This is a genomic window from Nostoc sp. 'Peltigera membranacea cyanobiont' 210A (genome assembly GCF_002246015.1).
GTDB lineage: Bacteria > Cyanobacteriota > Cyanobacteriia > Cyanobacteriales > Nostocaceae > Nostoc.
Genome location: NZ_NOLJ01000002.1, coordinates 678,089 through 696,945, shown reverse-complemented (window position 1 = coordinate 696,945; position 18,857 = coordinate 678,089). Strand labels below are relative to the sequence as shown.

The following is an 18,857-nucleotide window of genomic DNA, read 5'->3' as shown; positions in this document are numbered from 1 at the left end:
AGATGTTGAATTAATAATCCAAAATCTAAAATCTAAAATCTAAAATTGTTTCAGCCATGTCAACAAATAAACCCCGTGACGTTCAAGTTGTTCCCATTGCTACAAATACGAGAATACTGCGATCGCGCAGTTGGTCAAGGCTGAGATTTGAAATTGAATATGCTCTTGCTAAGGGTACAACTGCTAATTCTTATTTAATCGAAAGTGAGAAAACTGCCATAATCGATCCTCCAGGGGAAACGTTTACGGAAATTTATTTAGAAGCTTTGCAGCAACGTTTCCATCTCGAAGATTTAGATTATGTAATTTTGGGACATGTAAATCCTAACCGCGCTGCAACTTTGAAAGCTTTGTTAGAAATTGCCCCGCAAATCACCTTTGTGTGTTCTAATCCAGGGGCGAGAAATTTACGTGCGGCGCTGGAAAATCCAGATTTGCAAATTCTTGTCATGCGCGGCGAAGAAACTCTAGATTTAGGTAACGGGCATAATTTACAATTTATTCCCATCCCCAATCCCCGCTATGCAGATCAACTTTGTACCTACGATCCACAAACAGAAATTTTGTACACAGATAAGTTATTTGGGGCGCATGTTTGTGGAGATCAGGTATTTGATGAAGGATGGGAAGTATATAACGAGGATCGGCGCTATTATTTTGATTGCCTCATGGCTCCCCACGCCCGTCAAGTTGAAACAGCACTGGATAAACTTGCTGATTTTCCCGTGCGAATGTATGCCAATGGACACGGGCCTTTAGTACGCTATGGCTTAATCGACTTAACCAAAGCTTATCGGGAATGGAGTCAACAGCAAACTTCTGCTGACTTGACAGTAGCGCTAATTTATGCATCAGCTTATGGAAATACAGCCACATTAGCCCAAGCGATCGCTCGTGGCATTACAAAAGCTGGCGTCGCCGTAGAATCCATTAACTGCGAGTTTATTGAACCAGAAGAAATCCGGGCGGCTGTGGAAAAAGCTGGTGGTTTCATCATCGGTTCTCCTACTCTCGGCGGTCATGCACCGACACCCGTACAAACAGCTTTAGGAATTGTCCTATCCACCGCTACTAACAATAAACTCGCCGGTGCTTTTGGTTCCTTTGGCTGGAGTGGGGAAGCAGTTGATTTAATTGAAAGTAAATTAAAAGATGCTGGCTATCGGTTTGGTTTTGATACCATCCGCGTAAAATTCAAACCCGACGATGCCACCTTACAATTATGTGAAGAAGCTGGAACCGACTTTGCCCAAGCACTGAAGAAAGCGAGAAAAGTGCGATCGCCAAGTCAACCTGCAACAAATGTAGAACAAGCAGTTGGTCGGATTGTAGGTTCTCTTTGCGTGCTTACAGCAAAAGAAGGCGATCGCTCCAGTGCCATGTTAGCTTCTTGGGTATCTCAAGCCAGCTTTAATCCACCTGGTTTAACCATCGCCGTCGCCAAAGATCGGGCAGTGGAAACACTGACGCATACAGGAAACAAATTTGTCCTCAACATCCTTAAAGAAGGCAATCACTTGGGATTGATGAAGCACTTCCTTAAACCTTTTGGCCCAGGACAAGACCGATTTGCTGATGTCGCCGCCCAAGAAACAGAAAGTGGTTCTCCCATACTTACGGATGCCCTAGCATATCTCGAATGTTCCGTACAAAATCGGATGGAATCTGGCGACCACTGGCTGGTTTATGCAACTGTCGAGAGCGGCAAATTGTTAGATAATGATGGCGTTACAGCCGTCCATCATCGCAAGTCGGCAACTCATTATTAATTGGGAATTGGGAATTGGGAATTGGGCATGGGGCATGAAGTGAGATGCTAGAGGGTAGTGTAAAACTATTCTCTAAACTCCATTCGTCTCTATAAAACTGAAGTGTCGAGTTATCATCTCGGAGTTCCGAGTTCAGAGGCCAAAAGTAGAAGCTTGGAGAGCGATCAGCATATCATCTTGTTTTCACGAATCGTGTATTGATAACCTTCTCTGGAGAAATGCGATCGCTTAGTTAAAGAATATATTTGTGACTGTATCTTTTAAAGTGTTTTGAGTGAAAATGGAACGCAGCCTTTCAGATTTGCTCATAAGCAGATAAAAAATCCTCTCTTGAGATACCCGCTTGAGTACAGATGGATCTCAACGTCGAACCTTTAATTTGAGAGTGGTTAGGCATAGTCAGTGGGGTTTTTGTTCCATCTTCGTTTTCTCGTTCCATAACAATATGTTCCCGTTCTCTAATAACAGTGAATCCCAGAAATTCCAATGTCTTAATTACTTTAGCTTTCGGTACGTCTACTGGGAATTTAACCATTAAATAGGAACCTCAGCTTCCGCCACAAAAGCTTCTAGAACTGGTGATTCCTGTTCTAAAACCTCTTGACCAAATATCTCTATATGGCAGTGGATAGCAGATTTAACATCAGCTAGTGCTTCTTCATAGCTGTCACCTTCGCCAACTACAACCCCCTTGATACCCAACGGATAGGCTACGTAACCGTCATTATGTTTTTCAACAATAATTTTGATTGCTCTCATTGGTTTTTGCTGTAGTCTGGTCACAAGCAGGGTATATTGCGATATAATTTATCGCGTAAAAAATGACACGAGCGCCTAACGCACCGCCATGATAATATGGTGCGTGGCTATTTGCTAAAGCTGTAAATTTGCTGTGTCTCCAAGCGATCGCTAATTGATGAAGGCAGTGTACCTTCCGCGAATGTCTGCCGGTCTAGTTGGACTTGTAAATTACTCAAAGGATCGCAACCAGAAGAAATTAGAAATTCTAGTTTTTGGATGTATGGCAAAGTAGCAAGGTTGTCCAAAATTTGGAAGATTGCCTGTATGTAAGGATGGCCACTCTGCTGATACCAATCACAGCTAGCAACTTTTGCCTGATCGAAACCTAAGTGTACTGTTAAAGATGGCTCGTCAAATATAGCGATCGCTAACGGACGCGCTTCTTCCTGCAACAAAAGATCGTTAGTTTTCGCTAAGTGTCGCAGTTTCTCTAAGCGTTCATAACGTTCCGTTACAACTTCCGGGTCATCTTGCCAATGGATTGCTACTGTCACCAGATAAGTCTGTAACAGCATGTGACCCAGCTTTTTCGCCTTTGTTGCTAGATAATAGGAATTGTAATCGGTTGCCTCAATCAACAATGGCACGCGATCGACTACTTCCAATCCATAACCCTTGACTCCAGCAATTTTGCGGGGATTATTAGTAATCAAGCGAATCTTTTTGATGCCCAAGTCCATGAGCATTTGTGCCCCCATACCGTAATCTCGCAAGTCAGCAGGAAATCCCAAACGCTCATTAGCTTCCACTGTATCTAGTCCCATATCTTGCAACGAGTAGGCTTTCAGCTTATTAATTAAGCCGATTCCCCGCCCTTCTTGACGTAGGTATACAACTACACCTTGACCGGCAGCCTCAATCATTTTCAGTGCAGCTTCAAGCTGCATCCGACAGTCGCAGCGCAAAGAACCCAAAGCGTCACCAGTTAAGCATTCTGAGTGCATCCGCACCATCACTGGCTCATCCTTGAAGTTAGCTGGATCGCCCTTGACAATTGCAACGTGTTCTGTATTATCCAGGGTATGGCGATAGGCGTAAATTTCAAACTGACCGAATTGACTAGGCAGCTTGGTAATCACCTCACGATACACTAAGTGATCGTGCTTTAGGCGATAGCTGATTAAATCCGCAATACTAATAATTTTTAAATTGTGACGTTTCGCGTATTCAACTAACTGCTGCAACCGCGCCATTGAACCATCGGGGTTTTGAATTTCACAAATTACCCCAGCTGGGTATAGCCCTGCTAACCGAGCTAAGTCCACAGCTGCTTCCGTATGTCCTGCACGTTTGAGTACGCCTCCAGCCTTAGCCCGAATGGGAAAAATATGACCAGGACGACGCAAATCGGTAGGTTTTGTGGCTGGGTTGAGAGTAACCTGGATAGTTCGGGCGCGGTCTTCTGCTGAAATGCCTGTAGTGACACCTAATTCTGGCCCGGCATCAATACTGACAGTGAAGGCAGTTTGGTTAGTATCTGTAATATTGCTTACCATCAAGGGTAAGTCTAGCTCGTCTAGGCGATCGCCTGTCATTGCCAAACAAATTAGTCCTCTTGCTTGCACCGCCATAAAATTAATCATGTCGGGTGTGGCAAATTGGGCAGCACAAATTAAATCGCCTTCATTTTCTCTATTTTCATCATCTACCACTACAATGACGCGACCAGCTTTTAGGTCTGCTAAAGCGGCATCAATCGAATCAAATTTAAAAGCTTGGGTAGGATTAGTCTGTGACACAGAAAGATTTCCAGCTATAAACGTAAATTTTTTTTACAATTTCTTCTTTTAGATTGTAGCTCCTTTATAAGGCAGAGAAGTAGACTAGCAATGATTTGATAACGGGGCAAAAATTTTTGCCATAAAAAGTGGAGCGACAGTAAAAGATGAAGGGGATGAGGAAGAATAATAATCGTTTGTTTGCTCGCCCATCTTCCCAGAACAAAGTAGAGGGGTTTAAGACGTTTTGTGCGCTGTGCGTCTGGTCGCTGATATTGTTGATAGCTGAGAACGAATTAACCATTCATGGGATAAGGATTTCAGATCATGGGCAAATTTAGACGCGTACCGGTTGGGATTGTTGGCGCGTCGGGCTATGGTGGAGTGCAGTTAGTACGACTACTGATGGATCACCCAGAAGTCGAAATCGTTTATTTAGGAGGTGAGAGTAGTATCGGGAAATCCTTTGGGGATCTCTACCCACATCTGGCTCATGCAACTAACCTGCTAATAGAGGCAGTAGAACCAGAAATAATTGCTCATCGCTGTGAAGTAGTTTTCCTGTCTTTACCAAATGGTCTGGCTTGCCAAATCGCGCCCAAACTGTTGGAAAAAGGATGTAAAGTACTAGATTTGAGTGCAGACTATCGGTTTAGTGATTTGACAACTTATACAAATTGGTATGGTACAGAGAGAAGCGATCGCACAATCGCAGCTACAGCAGTTTATGGATTACCAGAACTTTACCGCGATCGCATTACCGAAGCTCAACTCATTGGCTGTCCTGGTTCCTATCCCACTGCTAGTCTCCTTGCACTTTCGCCACTTTTAAAGCAAGGTTTAATCGTACCAGAAACAGCTATTATCGATGCCAAGTCTGGTACATCTAGCAGTGGACGACAGCCTCAAACCAACTTATTACTAGCTGAAGCAGACAACTCGATAGCCGCTTTCAACGTCGGTCGTCACCGTCATACCCCAGAAATTGAGCAAATTTGCAGTGACTTAGCTGGTCACGAACTCATGATCCAATTTACGCCACACCTAATCCCAATGGTACGCGGTATTTTGGCAACGGTATATGCCAAAATGAGCGATCCTGGTCTAGTGCGAGATGACTTAATCACAATTTTCTCAGCCTTCTACCGCAACTCTCCTTGGGTAAGAGTCTGCGGTAGCGGCGTTTACCCCCAAACCAAATGGGCTAACGGCAGCAATCTTTGTTATATCGGTGTAGAAGTTGACCCACGGACAGGTCGCGTAATTGTCATGTCAGCAATTGACAATCTAATTAAAGGACAGGCGGGCCAAGCTATTCAGTGTCTAAACCTGATGATGGGCTGGGATGAAACCTTGGGGTTGCCCAAGTTGGGGTTTTATCCGTAATTGGGGATTGGGGATTGGGGATTGGGAAGAATTCTAGTCCCCAGTCCCCAGTCCCCAGTCCCTAGTCCCTAGTCCCCAATCCCTAGTCCCCAGTCCCTAGTCCCCAGTCCCTACTTCGGCCCTAACCCCACAGCACCAGCATAAACGGCGCGATCGCCTAGTTGATCTTCAATTCGCAGCAAGCGATTATATTTTGCTACGCGTTCGCTGCGACACAGAGAACCTGTTTTGATTTGACCGGCACGGGTTGCTACAGCTAAATCAGCGATCGTTGTGTCTTCTGTTTCACCAGAACGATGGCTAATTACTGAACGGATACTGTTGCGAGTTGCCAAATCAATCGTTTCCAAGGTTTCGGTGAGTGAACCAATTTGATTGAGTTTAATCAAAATGGCATTAGCGGCTTTTTCCTGGATGCCTCTTTGCAAGCGAGTAACGTTCGTTACAAACAAATCATCCCCTACCAATTGCACCCGCGAACCTAACTTCTGGGTCAACAATTGCCAACTTTGCCAATCTTCTTCGTGCAAGCCATCCTCAATTGACACAATTGGGTATTGGTCAACTAGTTGTCCTAAATAATCAATAAATTCAGCCGGGGCGTGAGGTTTACCATCGTAAACATACTGACCATTCTTGTAAAATTCGCTAGCCGCCACATCCAACGCCAAAGCGACTTGTTCCCCTGGTTTGTAACCAGCTTTCTTAATGGCAGCAACCAGCAATTCTAAAGCCACCTGATTTGACTCTAGGTTAGGGGCAAAACCACCTTCATCACCCACGCCAGTAAGCAAACCCTTTTCATCTAATACTTGACTGAGGGTAGCAAACACCTCTGCACCCCAGCGCAATGCTTCTCGAAAAGAAGTTGCACCAATTGGGACAATCATAAACTCTTGAAAGTCCACGTTATTTGAGGCGTGTGCGCCACCGTTAATCACGTTCATCAACGGCACTGGGAGCAAATTCGCTAAAGGGCCACCCAAATAGCGATATAGAGGAATATCTAGAGATTCAGCACCTGCTTTGGCTGCTGCTAAGGAAACCCCCAAAATCGCATTCGCGCCCAAATTGGATTTGTTAGGAGAACCATCTATGGCGATCATCGTGCGGTCTAGGAGTTCTTGGTTGAGGGCATCTAAGCCTAGTAATTTTGGTGCAAGTGCTTCCTTGACATTTTGTACTGCTTTGAGTACGCCTTTGCCCCCATAACGGCTTTTATCACCATCACGCAGTTCGTGAGCTTCAAAAGTGCCAGTAGAAGCACCACTGGGAACTTGCGCCAGTCCGACAACACCGTTAGCTAAATGCACTTCGGCTTCAATTGTCGGTCTACCGCGAGAATCAAGAATTTCACGGGCTGCGATCGCCTCAATGGCAGTATCTAGAAATTTACTCATCTGTACTTTATCCTTTATTCGAGTGTGTTACGCATCCAGTCCAGTTGCCTAACCCAATCGCTAGCATAGGCGGTTAAGAGACTTTCTCGGCTGAGATTAAAGAAGATTTCCATTATAGGGATCGGGAGCAATGCCCAGAATGGGTAATTGTTTATTCTGTCCTTTCGGCTTTTAATTCTTTCTGTGACAGCATTTTTACCTTAAGACTTTGAGCTAGGTAAAATGTTTGCAGAGAATAACACTAAATCAATTACAGAGAAAAGGTCAATATGCGATTACTACACACAATGCTGCGGGTGGGCAACCTTGAAGAATCCTTAAAGTTCTACTGTGAAATTCTCGGAATGAAACTGCTGCGCCGAAAAGATTATCCAGGAGGAGAATTTACCCTGGCTTTTGTTGGCTATGGCGACGAAAGCGATAACTCGGTAATCGAACTAACCTACAACTGGGGCGTGGAAAAGTACGAATTAGGTAATGCTTACGGTCACATTGCTCTTGGCGTTGATGATATTTACGCTACGTGTGAGGAAATTCGCAATCAGGGCGGTAAAGTCGTGCGCGAACCAGGGGCGATGAAACATGGTTCGACGGTAATTGCTTTTGTGGAAGATCCAGATGGGTATAAAATTGAACTGATTCAACTGGGAACTCAAGGTTCAGGAGTCAAACAGGAATCACAAGAGCAACTTGTGAGTCAATAATTTTATCAGGGATTTCCAAAAAATCAATTATCCGGTAGGGTGGAATGTCATTTATTTAAGCTAGATTCAGATCCTCGACTTCTTCAAGAAGCCGGTAATCTGGGCAGCAACTTGTGCTTAAGAGCCATAGGAAAATCCACACAGATGTCTTAAAAAGTTGAGCTAGAGAGAGATTGATTCTTCCTGCACACTGTCGTCTCGTGTCAGGAAACCCAGACGCGCGAGACTTTTCCCTTTTTAGGCGGGTTAAGGGATCTCCTCTACGTAAATCCTATTAGTATTACTCCAATACTGTTCTTGATCAGCAACACTAATAGCGACATCGATAGCGTTCGCGTAGCGTCTCGTAGAGAAGCGTTAGCGAGTCCGCGTACTCTTACAGAGAAGCAAGCTCAAGCTACGCGCAGCGTCTCGTAGAGAGCGTCATAGCCCGTCGTAGACATCGCTCCAATAACACCATCGGGGAAAGTCTGCCCATAACAGTGTTTTCGTTTTAAATTAGGAAATAGGCAATCGATTAAACTATCATCAATTGCCAATCCCAAATTGCCACTGGAGATACACGCGGATATACGCTGAGAATGTTTGGATAATTATCTGGGTATTAAAGAGTAGGGTTACAACCATAGGTGTCAACTTAACGCTAAACCCGCTTGGTGAAAACGTTTTGCCCTCACCCCCAGCCCCTCTCACGGATGGGAGAGGGGAGCTAGACATTCAATTCCCCTTTTCCCAAGGGAGAAGGGGTTAGGGGATGAGCGTGTAAGGGATTTGCAAAACGCCTGTCCGATATAGTTTTCGGCTTAAGTTGACACCAATGGGTTACAACCACTCCCTACTCCCTTTAATAATCCCCAATCCTTAAACTAAAAATTCAAATTCCAAAATTCTAAAGATGCAACCTACAGATCCCAATAAATTTACTGATAAAGCCTGGGAAGCAATTGTTAAATCTCAGGATATAGTCCGTGCTTATCAACAACAGCAACTAGATGTTGAACATTTAATTATTGCCCTGTTAGAAGAACCCACTAGTCTAGCAATACGTATCCTGGCTCGATCTGAGGTCGATCCAATCCGCTTGCAGCAACAGCTAGAAGCCTTTACCCAACGCCAGCCCAAAGTTGGTAAAAGCGATCAGCTTTACCTTAGCCGCAATTTAGATATTTTACTAGACCGAGCCGAAGAAGCTAGAGTTAGGATGAAAGACTCCTACATTTCCGTGGAACACATACTTTTGGCCTTTGCTGAAGACGATCGCATTGGACGAAAGATACTCAAAGGCTTTAGCGCGGATGCACCTAAACTCGAAGCTACTATCAAAACCGTTCGCGGTAGCCAAAAGGTGACAGATCAAACCCCAGAATCCCGCTATGAAGCCTTACAAAAATTTGGCAGAGATTTGACAGAACAGGCAAAAGCTGGAAAACTCGACCCAGTGATTGGGCGGGATGATGAAATTCGGCGGGTAATTCAAGTATTGTCTCGTCGTAGCAAAAATAACCCTGTATTGATTGGTGAACCTGGGGTAGGTAAGACTGCGATCGCAGAAGCATTAGCACAGAGGATGGTAAACGGTGATGTTCCTGAATCTCTGAAAAACCGCAAGTTGATCTCGTTAGATATCGGCAGTTTAATTGCTGGAGCAAAATTACGAGGTGAATTTGAAGAACGCCTAAAAGCAGTTCTCAAGGAAGTTACTGAATCTAACGGTGACATTGTTCTGTTTATTGACGAACTGCACACCGTAGTCGGCGCAGGCTCTACTCAACAAGGGGCAATGGATGCCGGAAATCTGCTCAAACCAATGCTGGCACGGGGAGAATTGCGTTGTATTGGCGCAACTACCCTTGACGAATTCCGCAAACACATTGAGAAAGACGCTGCTCTAGAACGCCGCTTTCAGCAAGTATTTGTTGATCAGCCAACTGTGGAAAATACTATTTCCATACTGCGGGGGTTGAAAGAACGCTACGAAGTGCATCACAACGTCAAAATTTCTGATTCGGCTTTGGTAGCAGCAGCAACTCTGTCAGCACGTTATATTAGCGATCGCTTCTTACCAGATAAAGCTATTGACTTAGTAGATGAAGCAGCAGCACAGTTGAAAATGGAGATTACCTCCAAACCAGCCGAATTGGAAACCATCGATCGCCGCCTCATGCAGTTAGAAATGGAAAAGCTGTCATTAGCTGGCGAAGAAAAGGGTACTCCCCAAACGAAAGAACGTTTAGAGCGCATTGAACAAGAAATCGCCAATTTAACTGTAAAGCAGCAAATATTTAATGAGCAATGGCAAGGTGAAAAGCAGATATTGGAGGCTATAAGCGCCTTAAAGAAAGAAGAAGATGCGCTGCGAGTGCAAATTGAACAGGCAGAACGCGCCTACGATCTAAATAAAGCTGCCCAACTGAAGTATGGCAAATTGGAGGGAGTACAGCACGAGCGCGAAGCCAAAGAAGCGAGCCTTTTAGAAATTCAAAACCAAGGTTCCACGTTGCTAAGAGAACAAGTTACTGAATCCGATATTGCCGAAATTGTCGCAAAGTGGACAGGAATCCCCGTCAATCGCTTGTTGGAATCGGAACGACAAAAATTACTGCAATTAGAAAGTCATTTGCATCAACGAGTCATTGGGCAAGAAGAGGCTGTAGAAGCAGTAGCAGCCGCAATTCGCCGCGCCCGTGCGGGGATGAAAGATCCCTCTCGTCCCATTGGTTCATTTCTGTTCATGGGCCCCACAGGCGTAGGCAAAACCGAACTCGCCCGTGCCTTAGCTCAGTTTCTCTTTGATTCTGATGATGCATTGGTGCGCTTGGATATGTCTGAGTATATGGAAAAACACTCAGTTTCTCGCCTTGTAGGAGCGCCTCCAGGATATGTAGGATATGAAGAAGGCGGCCAACTTTCCGAGGCGATTCGCCGCCGTCCCTACTCAGTGGTGCTGTTGGATGAAGTGGAAAAGGCGCACCCCGATGTGTTCAATATTTTATTACAGGTTTTAGATGATGGGAGAATTACTGATTCTCAGGGAAGAACGGTAGATTTTCGTAACAGCGTTATTGTGATGACCAGTAACATTGGTAGCGAACATATTTTGGATGTATCTGGTGATGATTCCCAGTATGAAACGATGCGGAAACGGGTAATGGAAAACTTGCGATCGCATTTTCGCCCCGAATTTCTCAACCGCGTCGATGATATTATTCTCTTCCATACCCTAAATCGCACAGAAATGCGGCAGATCATCCGTATTCAACTCAAACGGGTAGAAAATCTCCTCCGCGAGCAAAAAATCTTCTTTGAGATATCCCAATCTGCTTGTGATTATCTTGTCGAATCAGGCTATGACCCAGTTTACGGTGCGCGTCCACTGAAACGGGCAATTCAGCGAGAAGTAGAAAACCCCCTCGCCACCAAATTATTGGAAAATACTTTTATCTCTGGAGACACAATTATCATAGACAAAAATGAAAACGGTTTGTCTTTTAGCAAAAAAGTGCTGGTGAAGGTGACAGTACCACAGATTGCTACATAGCACCTAAGTGGATAAACTCCGTGTAGTTGCAGTTTCTAACCGCCCTTTTTAACGTTAATCCCTTTTTGCTTCTGCCACAGGGTACTAATTTCTCGTACCTGTGGTATGAGCTTGCTTGCACTTAAAGGTAGTAGTGGGATTTATGCCAAGCTCTACTAGTGAGTAATTAGTAATTAATCAAAGCAATGTCAACAACAAGATTCCTGACTTCTTTAAATTAAGAAGTCGGGAATTTAAGCTGCACATCTGATTATTTTGCACCTAACTGATATCTTTCCTTTAACGGATGGGTATTATAAGCCTACTCTGTTGATAACATCTTCATAAATTTGTCTTCAAATAAAACACATTTACGCAAATATACTGTGAAGTAATGCTCTTATGATTTATCAGACTGGAGCCAAATAATTCTGAAAAAATCAGTGTTTACCGGATCAAATGAACAATTCATAAATGATATAACTTTAATAAATTATCTTTTTTATAACTACTTTGTTTGGAGGTTAGCAAAGCCAAATAAAGTAGTTAGATAAATATCGTCTCATCCAATGCCTGTAGAAATACTTGATAGGTATGAGTGAAACTTTGAAAAAATAGAAAATCCGCTATAATCTACTCGTTCAGGAAGCAGATATGTCTCGAAAACGTCAGCTATTCAAGGTAATTCAAAAAAACTTCAGACAAATTAATAAGCAGCTTTTATCTGCAATCAATAAGCAAATTATTTGGCTTTTGCGAACTATCTTTGGTACTCAAAGAAGACGCGGTTCGGTTAATTCTGGCTTTGTATTGCCAACAGTGGCGATGGTAGTTTTGGTAGTCGTACTGTTAACAACTGCAATTTTATTTCGGTCTTTTGAGCGTTCTAAAAATGCTAGTAACGTCCGTGTGAATGAAGCAACAATGCAAGCTGCTACCCCTGCTTTAGACAGGGCTAAAGCCAAAATAAGCGCACTGTTTGCCGACCCGACTTTACCACGTTCTGTCCCATCAAATCTAACCCTATACAATACCTTAATCAATAAACTTTCTATCTATACATTTGGTGATGAAACTCCTATAACCCTGGCTTATAACATTGATAAAAGTACTACAACTCCGAAGATTCAAGCAGGTAGTACTATCGCTTTAGAAAATCAAGAAAACATACAAACAGCCTGGAAATTTCCTGCCGATACAGATAATAACGGTAAATTTGATAGCTTTATTCTCTATGGGATCTACTTCCGTACTCCCCCCCAAACTGGTACAACCCAAACTAGAAGTAGAAGCCCACTAGATGCTAGAACCCCTCCTATGCTACCAGCTAAGGCAGGTGGAGCTTGTGACGTAGCTGGTGATACTAGTGCTAGCTTAGTAGGTAGTTCGGGTTGGTATAAACTACCAACTGGCGAATTGAAAAAAAGCTTTTTCGTATATGCAGTAACGGTTCCAATTAGTGATATTGCTCAAGCGACTTCTCTTGATACAACTAAGTATGAGAAGTATCGAGGTAATAAGGGCTTCTCGGCATTAGAAATGCAACAAGATCGTAGTCAAGTTTCTATTACTAATAATGCCGTTGTCTATGAAGATGACTTAGATATTACACCAGGGCCTAGATTCCGTCTCAATGGACGCATCTTTACCAACAGTAACTTATTTACTGCTAAAACTAGTGAAGATATAACCTTATTTCAGGTCAGTAGTAGGTATTCATGTTACTACGAACGAGAAAATAGCAAGATAGTTGTTGGCGGCAATATTGCAACTAGTAGTCCAATCAGTACAAGTAATACAGGTGGAACATACGTAGATTTATTTGTAGAAAATGGTGCGCCTACTACAAATAAAACTTTAGCATCTACTAATAAAACTACCTCAAATAACTCAAATGACATTGCCTATAACACTCAGGCTTATGCTCAACGCATAGACTTATTAGTGAAGGCACAACTTAACAATGCTGCTACTACCGATCCTCAAGAAATCAGAACTAATATAACTAACCGTACTCTAAACGATCCAAGTTTAGATGCGACTAAAGTACGCAAGGAAGAATTAGAAAACTGGTTCCGTAAACGTACTAGGCGTGTACCATTTAAAGAAGTTCTTTATGGTAATTCTGCTATTATAAAAACTGGCACTACTGAGTACGACTATATAACAGATGCAACAACCTTTATGAAAGGTTCTGTTAATACGCTACGTCCAATGGATGCCTGGATTTATCCAACAGATACTAATACAACACTAACACTAGATACAGCGCAACTACCTACCAGAGATCCAGATGTTGTAGATAATACTCCCGTAATAGAAACACAGTTAGGCGATCGCATCGTACTAGGCAACAACCTACCTGAACTAATATGGGACAGCACAAAAGGAGACTTTGTAGGAGACAACGATCCTCAACCCATCAGTCCTGCTGTGAGGTGGACAAGTAGTACTACCAAAGATCGAACTCGTACCACTCGCGTCAGACAATTATCAGATTTAGGGGTAACAGGACGTGATGGTTTTTGGGAAATTTCAGCCGCTTCACCCCGATCTAATCCCCTTGATGTGGTCGGTGGACTGAGGGTGATTACAGGTGCTGGAGTATATACACCTACAGGTTCTGGACTAAGAACACTCGTTCAACCTACTCTTTCAACACGAGGAGGAAAGCCCGAACTGATTGACGATCCAAGCACGTCGGGAGTCAACGAAAGTTATGGCACTGTAGTCTGGCCTGATACTATGCCTATGGTTGTACCCGATCCGACCGATCCTCTGAATGCAAGTAAACAAAAACGTGGTGATTTGGTAATGCGTGCCACGGTGGTGTATCACTACAACCGGGATTCCTATAATCCTCAGGCGAGTACACCAGACGATTATCAAACACCCATGGCCTGTGTAAGTAGCTACTACAACCCTACTAATCAGACAACAGCAACTACAAACACTTATGATCCCCTTACTTCGACAGCAGTAGCAGCATCTAACAATGGGCTTGTTTATGCTGCTCCCGCTACTGCATCTGATGGTATAACTAGAGGACAAACAGTAGATGCCAATGGTTTTTTTACACCTGGGGCTAATGCTGATGATGTGACCAACACTGGTGTAACTTTGCTAAATCGTTTGAAATATCAAGCTAACTTGGTATTTCCGAATGGCCGCCTTGTGAATCCTCTACTACGGCAAGCACTGGCCAAAGCAACAACCAGCAAACTTACTCTCTCTGAACAATCAGCAATTGACTCTACTATCTGTGCAATACAGATTGCTGATGGCACTCTGACTCGGAGTACTACCTATATTCCTGATGGCGCAATCAAAGAAATTACATTTCTTGATGCCCGACAAATTAAGGCTATAGATAAAGGTGGTACATTAACTGGCAACTACAATTTAGAAGTTGAACAGCGTCAGCCTCTAGAAATTCGTGCCACTACTATAGATTTAGGTCTGCTTCGCACACAAGCAATCGGCACTGCATCGGTTGCATCGGATAACGAATATCTATTGCCCAATAGCGGCATTATCTATGCCTCTCGTGATGATGCTCAAAAAGATCGCAGTAACCCAACTAGCGAAAATATCAGCGCTAGTGACTACAATCTCGATCCAGAACGGCGACCTAACGCCATTATGTTGATTAATGGCAGTAACTTGAGTCGCCAGACTGATTACAGAGCACAAGAAAAAGGCTTAATTTTAGCAACTGAGCTACCAGTGTATGTTAAAGGCGATTTTAATCTACACACTAAACAAGAATTCAAAACCCCGGATCTTTTACCTGCTCCCAGCGCTGCTACCTACGATACTAAATTTTACACTCGTGCTGCGGCAAATCGCGATCGTGACTTTGCTTGTCGGCCTAATGACCCTAGACTACTACCCAATTGCACAACAGGCGAAACCTGGCGACCAGCATCAGTAATTGCCGATGCTGTTACCTTGCTCTCTGGTAACTTCCGTGAAGGTTTCCGCAATGAGGGTGATTACGATTTGCGAAATAACCAAGGGAGCGATCCTAACGTCGTACTCAGTCGGCTGAAGGTAGGTTTCTGGAATAACAACTTTCTCACTTCATCTAAATTCTTGACTGACTCTGGTGGTGATACCTACTATACAGGTACTCCCGCTGCTGCCGACTCAGTAAACAATAACAGTTCTTACGTGAACAACTTCGTCACGCCCATTCAGCGTCGAGGAAGTTTCCCAGAGTATGTAATGGAGATGTGCTTCAAAATACCAGTTTCAGAGTGTCAACCGGGTGACTGGTATGTGGGTTTAGATAATGATAATGACAAGTCTAATGATAAAGATGCAACCAATGGTTTGAAGCTAACAGATATCCTAAAAAGGTCTAGTGATGTAACTGTAATAGGTGCAGATCCTGAAAGACTCTTAGCTGGTACAACTGCGCGATCGCCAAGGGCTGATTTTGCTCAATTTGCTCGTAGGGTTGCGTTCAAACGGAAATACACACCAACAAGTGATCCTGATTTTGGTAAGCTTGTTAATACTAGTAACAACGCCATAAATTATACTAGTGCTAATCCCATTCCACTAGGTATTAAATCAGGTGTAGTAAGAGAATTGCCGATAAATTTCATAAGTGGTGTGTTAGACCCGCTTAGTATACCTGACATAGCAACTAATGCTCTATGGTTTGCAACCACAACAAATACTAGTTCCCCTAATAGCCCACCACCATCGACAATGAGCGAGATCAAATACAACAACACCGATCGTGTATTTTACAGATACCCCAGACTACCGGCTTCTGGTTCGCTTAGGGATTTTCCTGGAGATACAAGCGCGTCACTATTTAACCCTGCTTCACCCGCCAGAGATGCGTCATACCAGCCTCTATTTGAACCTGTATTGCAATTACAAGTAACAACCGCAACACCACCTAGTACTCAAAATTACGCCGCTTTAGCAGGATCATCTAGTGTCGTTAAAAACACTAGATGGTTGTCTCAGGCAAGTCAAACAAATTTTAATCTAGTAGTTGCTGCTGGTGATACTCCGGCTCGTGTGGGTGCAAGTACCTACGAAATCAATGGGGGTTTGCATAACTTTGTGCGCTTCTTAGAAAACTGGGATGGGGTTGATGCCAATATCAACGGTTCATTCATCCAATTTAAACGCAGTATCTATGCTACTGCACCATTCCAAGCTCTTGTCAGACCAGGACCAACAACTCCTCCTGCAACCACTTCTGACCCTAATAGTACTAGCGCTGCTGACCTTTTGAAGAATAACAGTATCTTTTTCAGACTTCTGAATTCTGCAAGACCTGGTTACACATCAGATAGTACTTTCATTACTAATCCTAGTGGTGAAGCGCCTTATTATATGCCTCCTAACCGTAACTGGGGTTTTGATGTAGCGTTATTGGCGCAAAACCCCGACTTGTTTGCCCAGCGCTTTGTAACTCCAGCAGCAGATCCTCCAAATGAATACTTCAGAGAAGTAGGCCGCGATGACCTTTGGGTGAAAACTCTGTTGTGTGGTGTACAAACTCAAACATCGGATGGGTTTGATATGGATGCTACTGCGGACACTAATTATTATGGCAGTGGTTTCAAATTTGCACTACCTGCAACTGAACGTCCTACTAGCTGCCAACTCCAACCATCCTAAAGTGTTTGAATGAGAGTTTTTACATCACTTTTCGGGTGAATAGACCACGTTAACAGACCTAACCCTCTAGCCCCCTTCCCTAATAGGGAAGGGGGAAAATTCAAAGCTTCTCCCCTTGTAGGGGAGAGGTTTTAAGAGAGGTTACGAGTGTATTACACCCGATCGCAAATTACTTTAAAACATAGCCTTATTAAGAAATTGAGTATGAACCCACGCCAACTACAAAAATTATCTGCTCAGTCTAACGATTCTGGTTTTACGATCATTGAATCGCTTGTGGCGATCCTCGTGGTTGCCATTTTGCTGGTAGCGATCGCACCTGTCCTAGTCATGTCAACTGCAACCCGTGTCCAAGCTAGACGCATAGAATTAGCAACAGGAGCAGCTAAAGCCTTTATTGATGCTATTAAGTCTAAAACAATCTCAGATCCGACAATCACCGTTACACTGGCTGCTAGCACAACTAGAAATGTATCCAGTTCAAGTGGTGACTATTTATTGAGTAGTACGTCAGCTCCTACTGTTAGCACTGGTTTGTATTGCTTTAACAAAAATGGCAGCCTTGCTAATCCCGACTGTACTAGCGATCTATTTTACATTCAGGCTATTCGCGTTGCTGTCACAGGTAGCGACGCTGATAAAGGTCAAGGCTATCGTTTGGGAGTTAGGGTATATCGTTCAGATGCTGAATTTGGTACCTTAACTGCGGGTAGCAGTGGAAAAAAAGCAGCAACATTCACTGGGGGACTAGGCGATCGCAAAGCACCACTAGTAGAAATGACAACTGAAATTGTCAGGGGTCAAAGCTCGTATAGCGCTTTGTGCGATCGCCTTGGTGGTTGTCAACCATAATTAACCCGGTAAACATAAATAATTTCATGACTCAGTATCAGTCACTAAGGAGAATCTGTAACAAAATGAATATATTGAGGTGGCTGTTAAGTACTCAGCTAAAACCCTCTCACAAGCAAAACAAAAATAGTGGTTTTACCCTGATTGAATTATTGGTGGCTATGCTCATTGCATTTTTAGTAATTACGCCGTTACTAAGTTTTATGATCAGTATTTTAAACACTGATGGTCAGGAACAAGCCAAATCAACCTCTGAGCAAGAAATTAAAGCTGCACTAGATTATATTACTCGCGATCTCCAACAAGCAATATATATATATAATGCTACCGGAATTGCTTGTCTAAGCGGTACTGTTGATACTAACACTTGCCCAAATGCAAGTACAAATCAACTACCTAGTCCAACAAATGGAGTTCCTGTGCTTGTCTTTTGGAAACGAGAATTAATTAATCAAGCAATTACAATTACAGGCACTCAAAAAGATGATACTTTTGTTTACTCATTAGTTGCCTACTATTTAATTAAAGACACTAGTACTACTTGGTCTAACGCTGCACGTATCGCCAGATGGGAAATTAAAGATGGCGTTCCAAATACTGCTGCTACAGTGACTTGCCCTGGATTTGCTGCAACCGACAAATATCTCCCATGTCCAGATAAAGGTTTTAAACCATTTGACTTGTCACAAAAGGGCATAACGTTACAAGCAAAAATGAATAGTTGGACAGGAGGGGGAGCTTACAGTCAAGATCCCGTGGTTTTGGTTGATTTTATAGATCAAACAACAATAGCACAGGGAGCGCCAGCAGCAACATGCTCTACTAACTTTAGTCAAGTTCCAGTAGCAGCAACTAGTGTTAGAACAGGATTCTATGCTTGTATAAATTCAGTTAGCGCAGATAATAGAAGTGCTGCGGAAGTTTATTTAAGAGGTAATGCACAAGCTCGCCTAATACAAAATGATGAAACTAAAGTACGTTACGCGCAGAGCAAATCTAGTTATTTCCCAAGTGCAAACATTAAGGTTCAAGGAAGCAGCTTCATTTTTACAAAATAGCTT

Annotated in this window: 11 protein-coding genes; 7 read left to right on the top strand and 4 right to left on the bottom strand. The window is 43.3% G+C overall.

Annotation, left to right across the window (positions count from 1 at the left end; translation table 11 throughout):
- The first annotated feature begins 56 nt into the window (after positions 1-56).
- The gene (locus CDG76_RS07900; protein ID WP_094348487.1) at positions 57-1,769 is read left to right on the top strand and encodes a diflavin flavoprotein; all 1,713 of its coding nucleotides are present in this window, start codon (positions 57-59) and stop codon (positions 1,767-1,769) included.
- A 295-nt stretch (positions 1,770-2,064) separates the two neighbouring features.
- Here the strand turns inward: CDG76_RS07900 and CDG76_RS07895 are convergent, their stop codons facing one another.
- From CDG76_RS07895 to ribBA, 3 genes are all read right to left on the bottom strand, one after another.
- Positions 2,065-2,304 carry a type II toxin-antitoxin system HicA family toxin gene (locus tag CDG76_RS07895; RefSeq protein ID WP_094348486.1) on the bottom strand — a complete coding sequence of 80 codons (240 nt, stop codon included), beginning with the start codon at positions 2,302-2,304 and terminating at the stop codon, positions 2,065-2,067.
- Positions 2,304-2,528 (bottom strand): type II toxin-antitoxin system HicB family antitoxin, encoded by a 225-nt coding sequence (locus CDG76_RS07890; protein WP_094348485.1) that lies wholly within the window; start codon positions 2,526-2,528, stop codon positions 2,304-2,306. The genes CDG76_RS07895 and CDG76_RS07890 overlap by 1 nt, the downstream gene beginning before the upstream one ends.
- Positions 2,529-2,635: 107 nt before the next feature.
- Complete coding sequence (ribBA, locus tag CDG76_RS07885; protein ID WP_094348484.1) at positions 2,636-4,309, bottom strand: bifunctional 3,4-dihydroxy-2-butanone-4-phosphate synthase/GTP cyclohydrolase II; 1,674 nt, start codon at positions 4,307-4,309, stop codon at positions 2,636-2,638.
- A 306-nt stretch (positions 4,310-4,615) separates the two neighbouring features.
- On the opposite strand from ribBA, the gene argC reads away from it, so the two are divergent.
- On the top strand, positions 4,616-5,674 hold the full coding sequence (argC, locus tag CDG76_RS07880) for an N-acetyl-gamma-glutamyl-phosphate reductase (RefSeq protein ID WP_094348483.1): 1,059 nt from the start codon (positions 4,616-4,618) through the stop codon (positions 5,672-5,674).
- A 110-nt stretch (positions 5,675-5,784) separates the two neighbouring features.
- Here the strand turns inward: argC and eno are convergent, their stop codons facing one another.
- Entirely contained in the window at positions 5,785-7,074 is a 1,290-nt protein-coding gene (eno, locus tag CDG76_RS07875) for a phosphopyruvate hydratase (RefSeq protein WP_094348482.1), read from the bottom strand.
- 269 nt (positions 7,075-7,343) lie between these two features.
- Here eno and gloA point away from each other — a divergent pair, with 269 nt between their 5' ends.
- The 5 genes from gloA to hpsC all read left to right on the top strand — a co-directional run bounded on the left by gloA (position 7,344) and on the right by hpsC (position 18,854).
- Entirely contained in the window at positions 7,344-7,778 is a 435-nt protein-coding gene (gene gloA / locus CDG76_RS07870; RefSeq protein ID WP_094348481.1) for a lactoylglutathione lyase, read from the top strand.
- An 895-nt stretch (positions 7,779-8,673) separates the two neighbouring features.
- Positions 8,674-11,316 (top strand): ATP-dependent chaperone ClpB, encoded by a 2,643-nt coding sequence (clpB, locus tag CDG76_RS07865; protein ID WP_094348480.1) that lies wholly within the window; start codon positions 8,674-8,676, stop codon positions 11,314-11,316.
- Between the two features lie 633 nt (positions 11,317-11,949).
- Positions 11,950-16,944, top strand: a complete 4,995-nt coding sequence (gene hpsA / locus CDG76_RS07860) for a hormogonium polysaccharide biosynthesis protein HpsA (RefSeq protein ID WP_094348479.1) — start codon at positions 11,950-11,952, stop codon at positions 16,942-16,944.
- A 204-nt stretch (positions 16,945-17,148) separates the two neighbouring features.
- Positions 17,149-17,796 carry a hormogonium polysaccharide secretion pseudopilin HpsB gene (gene hpsB / locus CDG76_RS07855; RefSeq protein ID WP_094348478.1) on the top strand — a complete coding sequence of 216 codons (648 nt, stop codon included), beginning with the start codon at positions 17,149-17,151 and terminating at the stop codon, positions 17,794-17,796.
- A gap of 65 nt (positions 17,797-17,861) precedes the next feature.
- The gene (gene hpsC, locus CDG76_RS07850) at positions 17,862-18,854 is read left to right on the top strand and encodes a hormogonium polysaccharide secretion pseudopilin HpsC (RefSeq protein ID WP_094348477.1); all 993 of its coding nucleotides are present in this window, start codon (positions 17,862-17,864) and stop codon (positions 18,852-18,854) included.
- Positions 18,855-18,857 lie beyond the last annotated feature (3 nt).

Coding starts and splice junctions, on each gene's coding strand:
- eno (WP_094348482.1), bottom strand. CDS start 7,074: ATGAGTAAATTTCTAGATACTGCCATTGAGGCGATCGCAGCCCGTGAA.
- CDG76_RS07895 (WP_094348486.1), bottom strand. CDS start 2,304: ATGGTTAAATTCCCAGTAGACGTACCGAAAGCTAAAGTAATTAAGACA.
- hpsA (WP_094348479.1), top strand. CDS start 11,950: ATGTCTCGAAAACGTCAGCTATTCAAGGTAATTCAAAAAAACTTCAGA.
- CDG76_RS07900 (WP_094348487.1), top strand. CDS start 57: ATGTCAACAAATAAACCCCGTGACGTTCAAGTTGTTCCCATTGCTACA.
- CDG76_RS07890 (WP_094348485.1), bottom strand. CDS start 2,528: ATGAGAGCAATCAAAATTATTGTTGAAAAACATAATGACGGTTACGTA.
- gloA (WP_094348481.1), top strand. CDS start 7,344: ATGCGATTACTACACACAATGCTGCGGGTGGGCAACCTTGAAGAATCC.
- clpB (WP_094348480.1), top strand. CDS start 8,674: ATGCAACCTACAGATCCCAATAAATTTACTGATAAAGCCTGGGAAGCA.
- hpsB (WP_094348478.1), top strand. CDS start 17,149: ATGAACCCACGCCAACTACAAAAATTATCTGCTCAGTCTAACGATTCT.
- argC (WP_094348483.1), top strand. CDS start 4,616: ATGGGCAAATTTAGACGCGTACCGGTTGGGATTGTTGGCGCGTCGGGC.
- hpsC (WP_094348477.1), top strand. CDS start 17,862: ATGAATATATTGAGGTGGCTGTTAAGTACTCAGCTAAAACCCTCTCAC.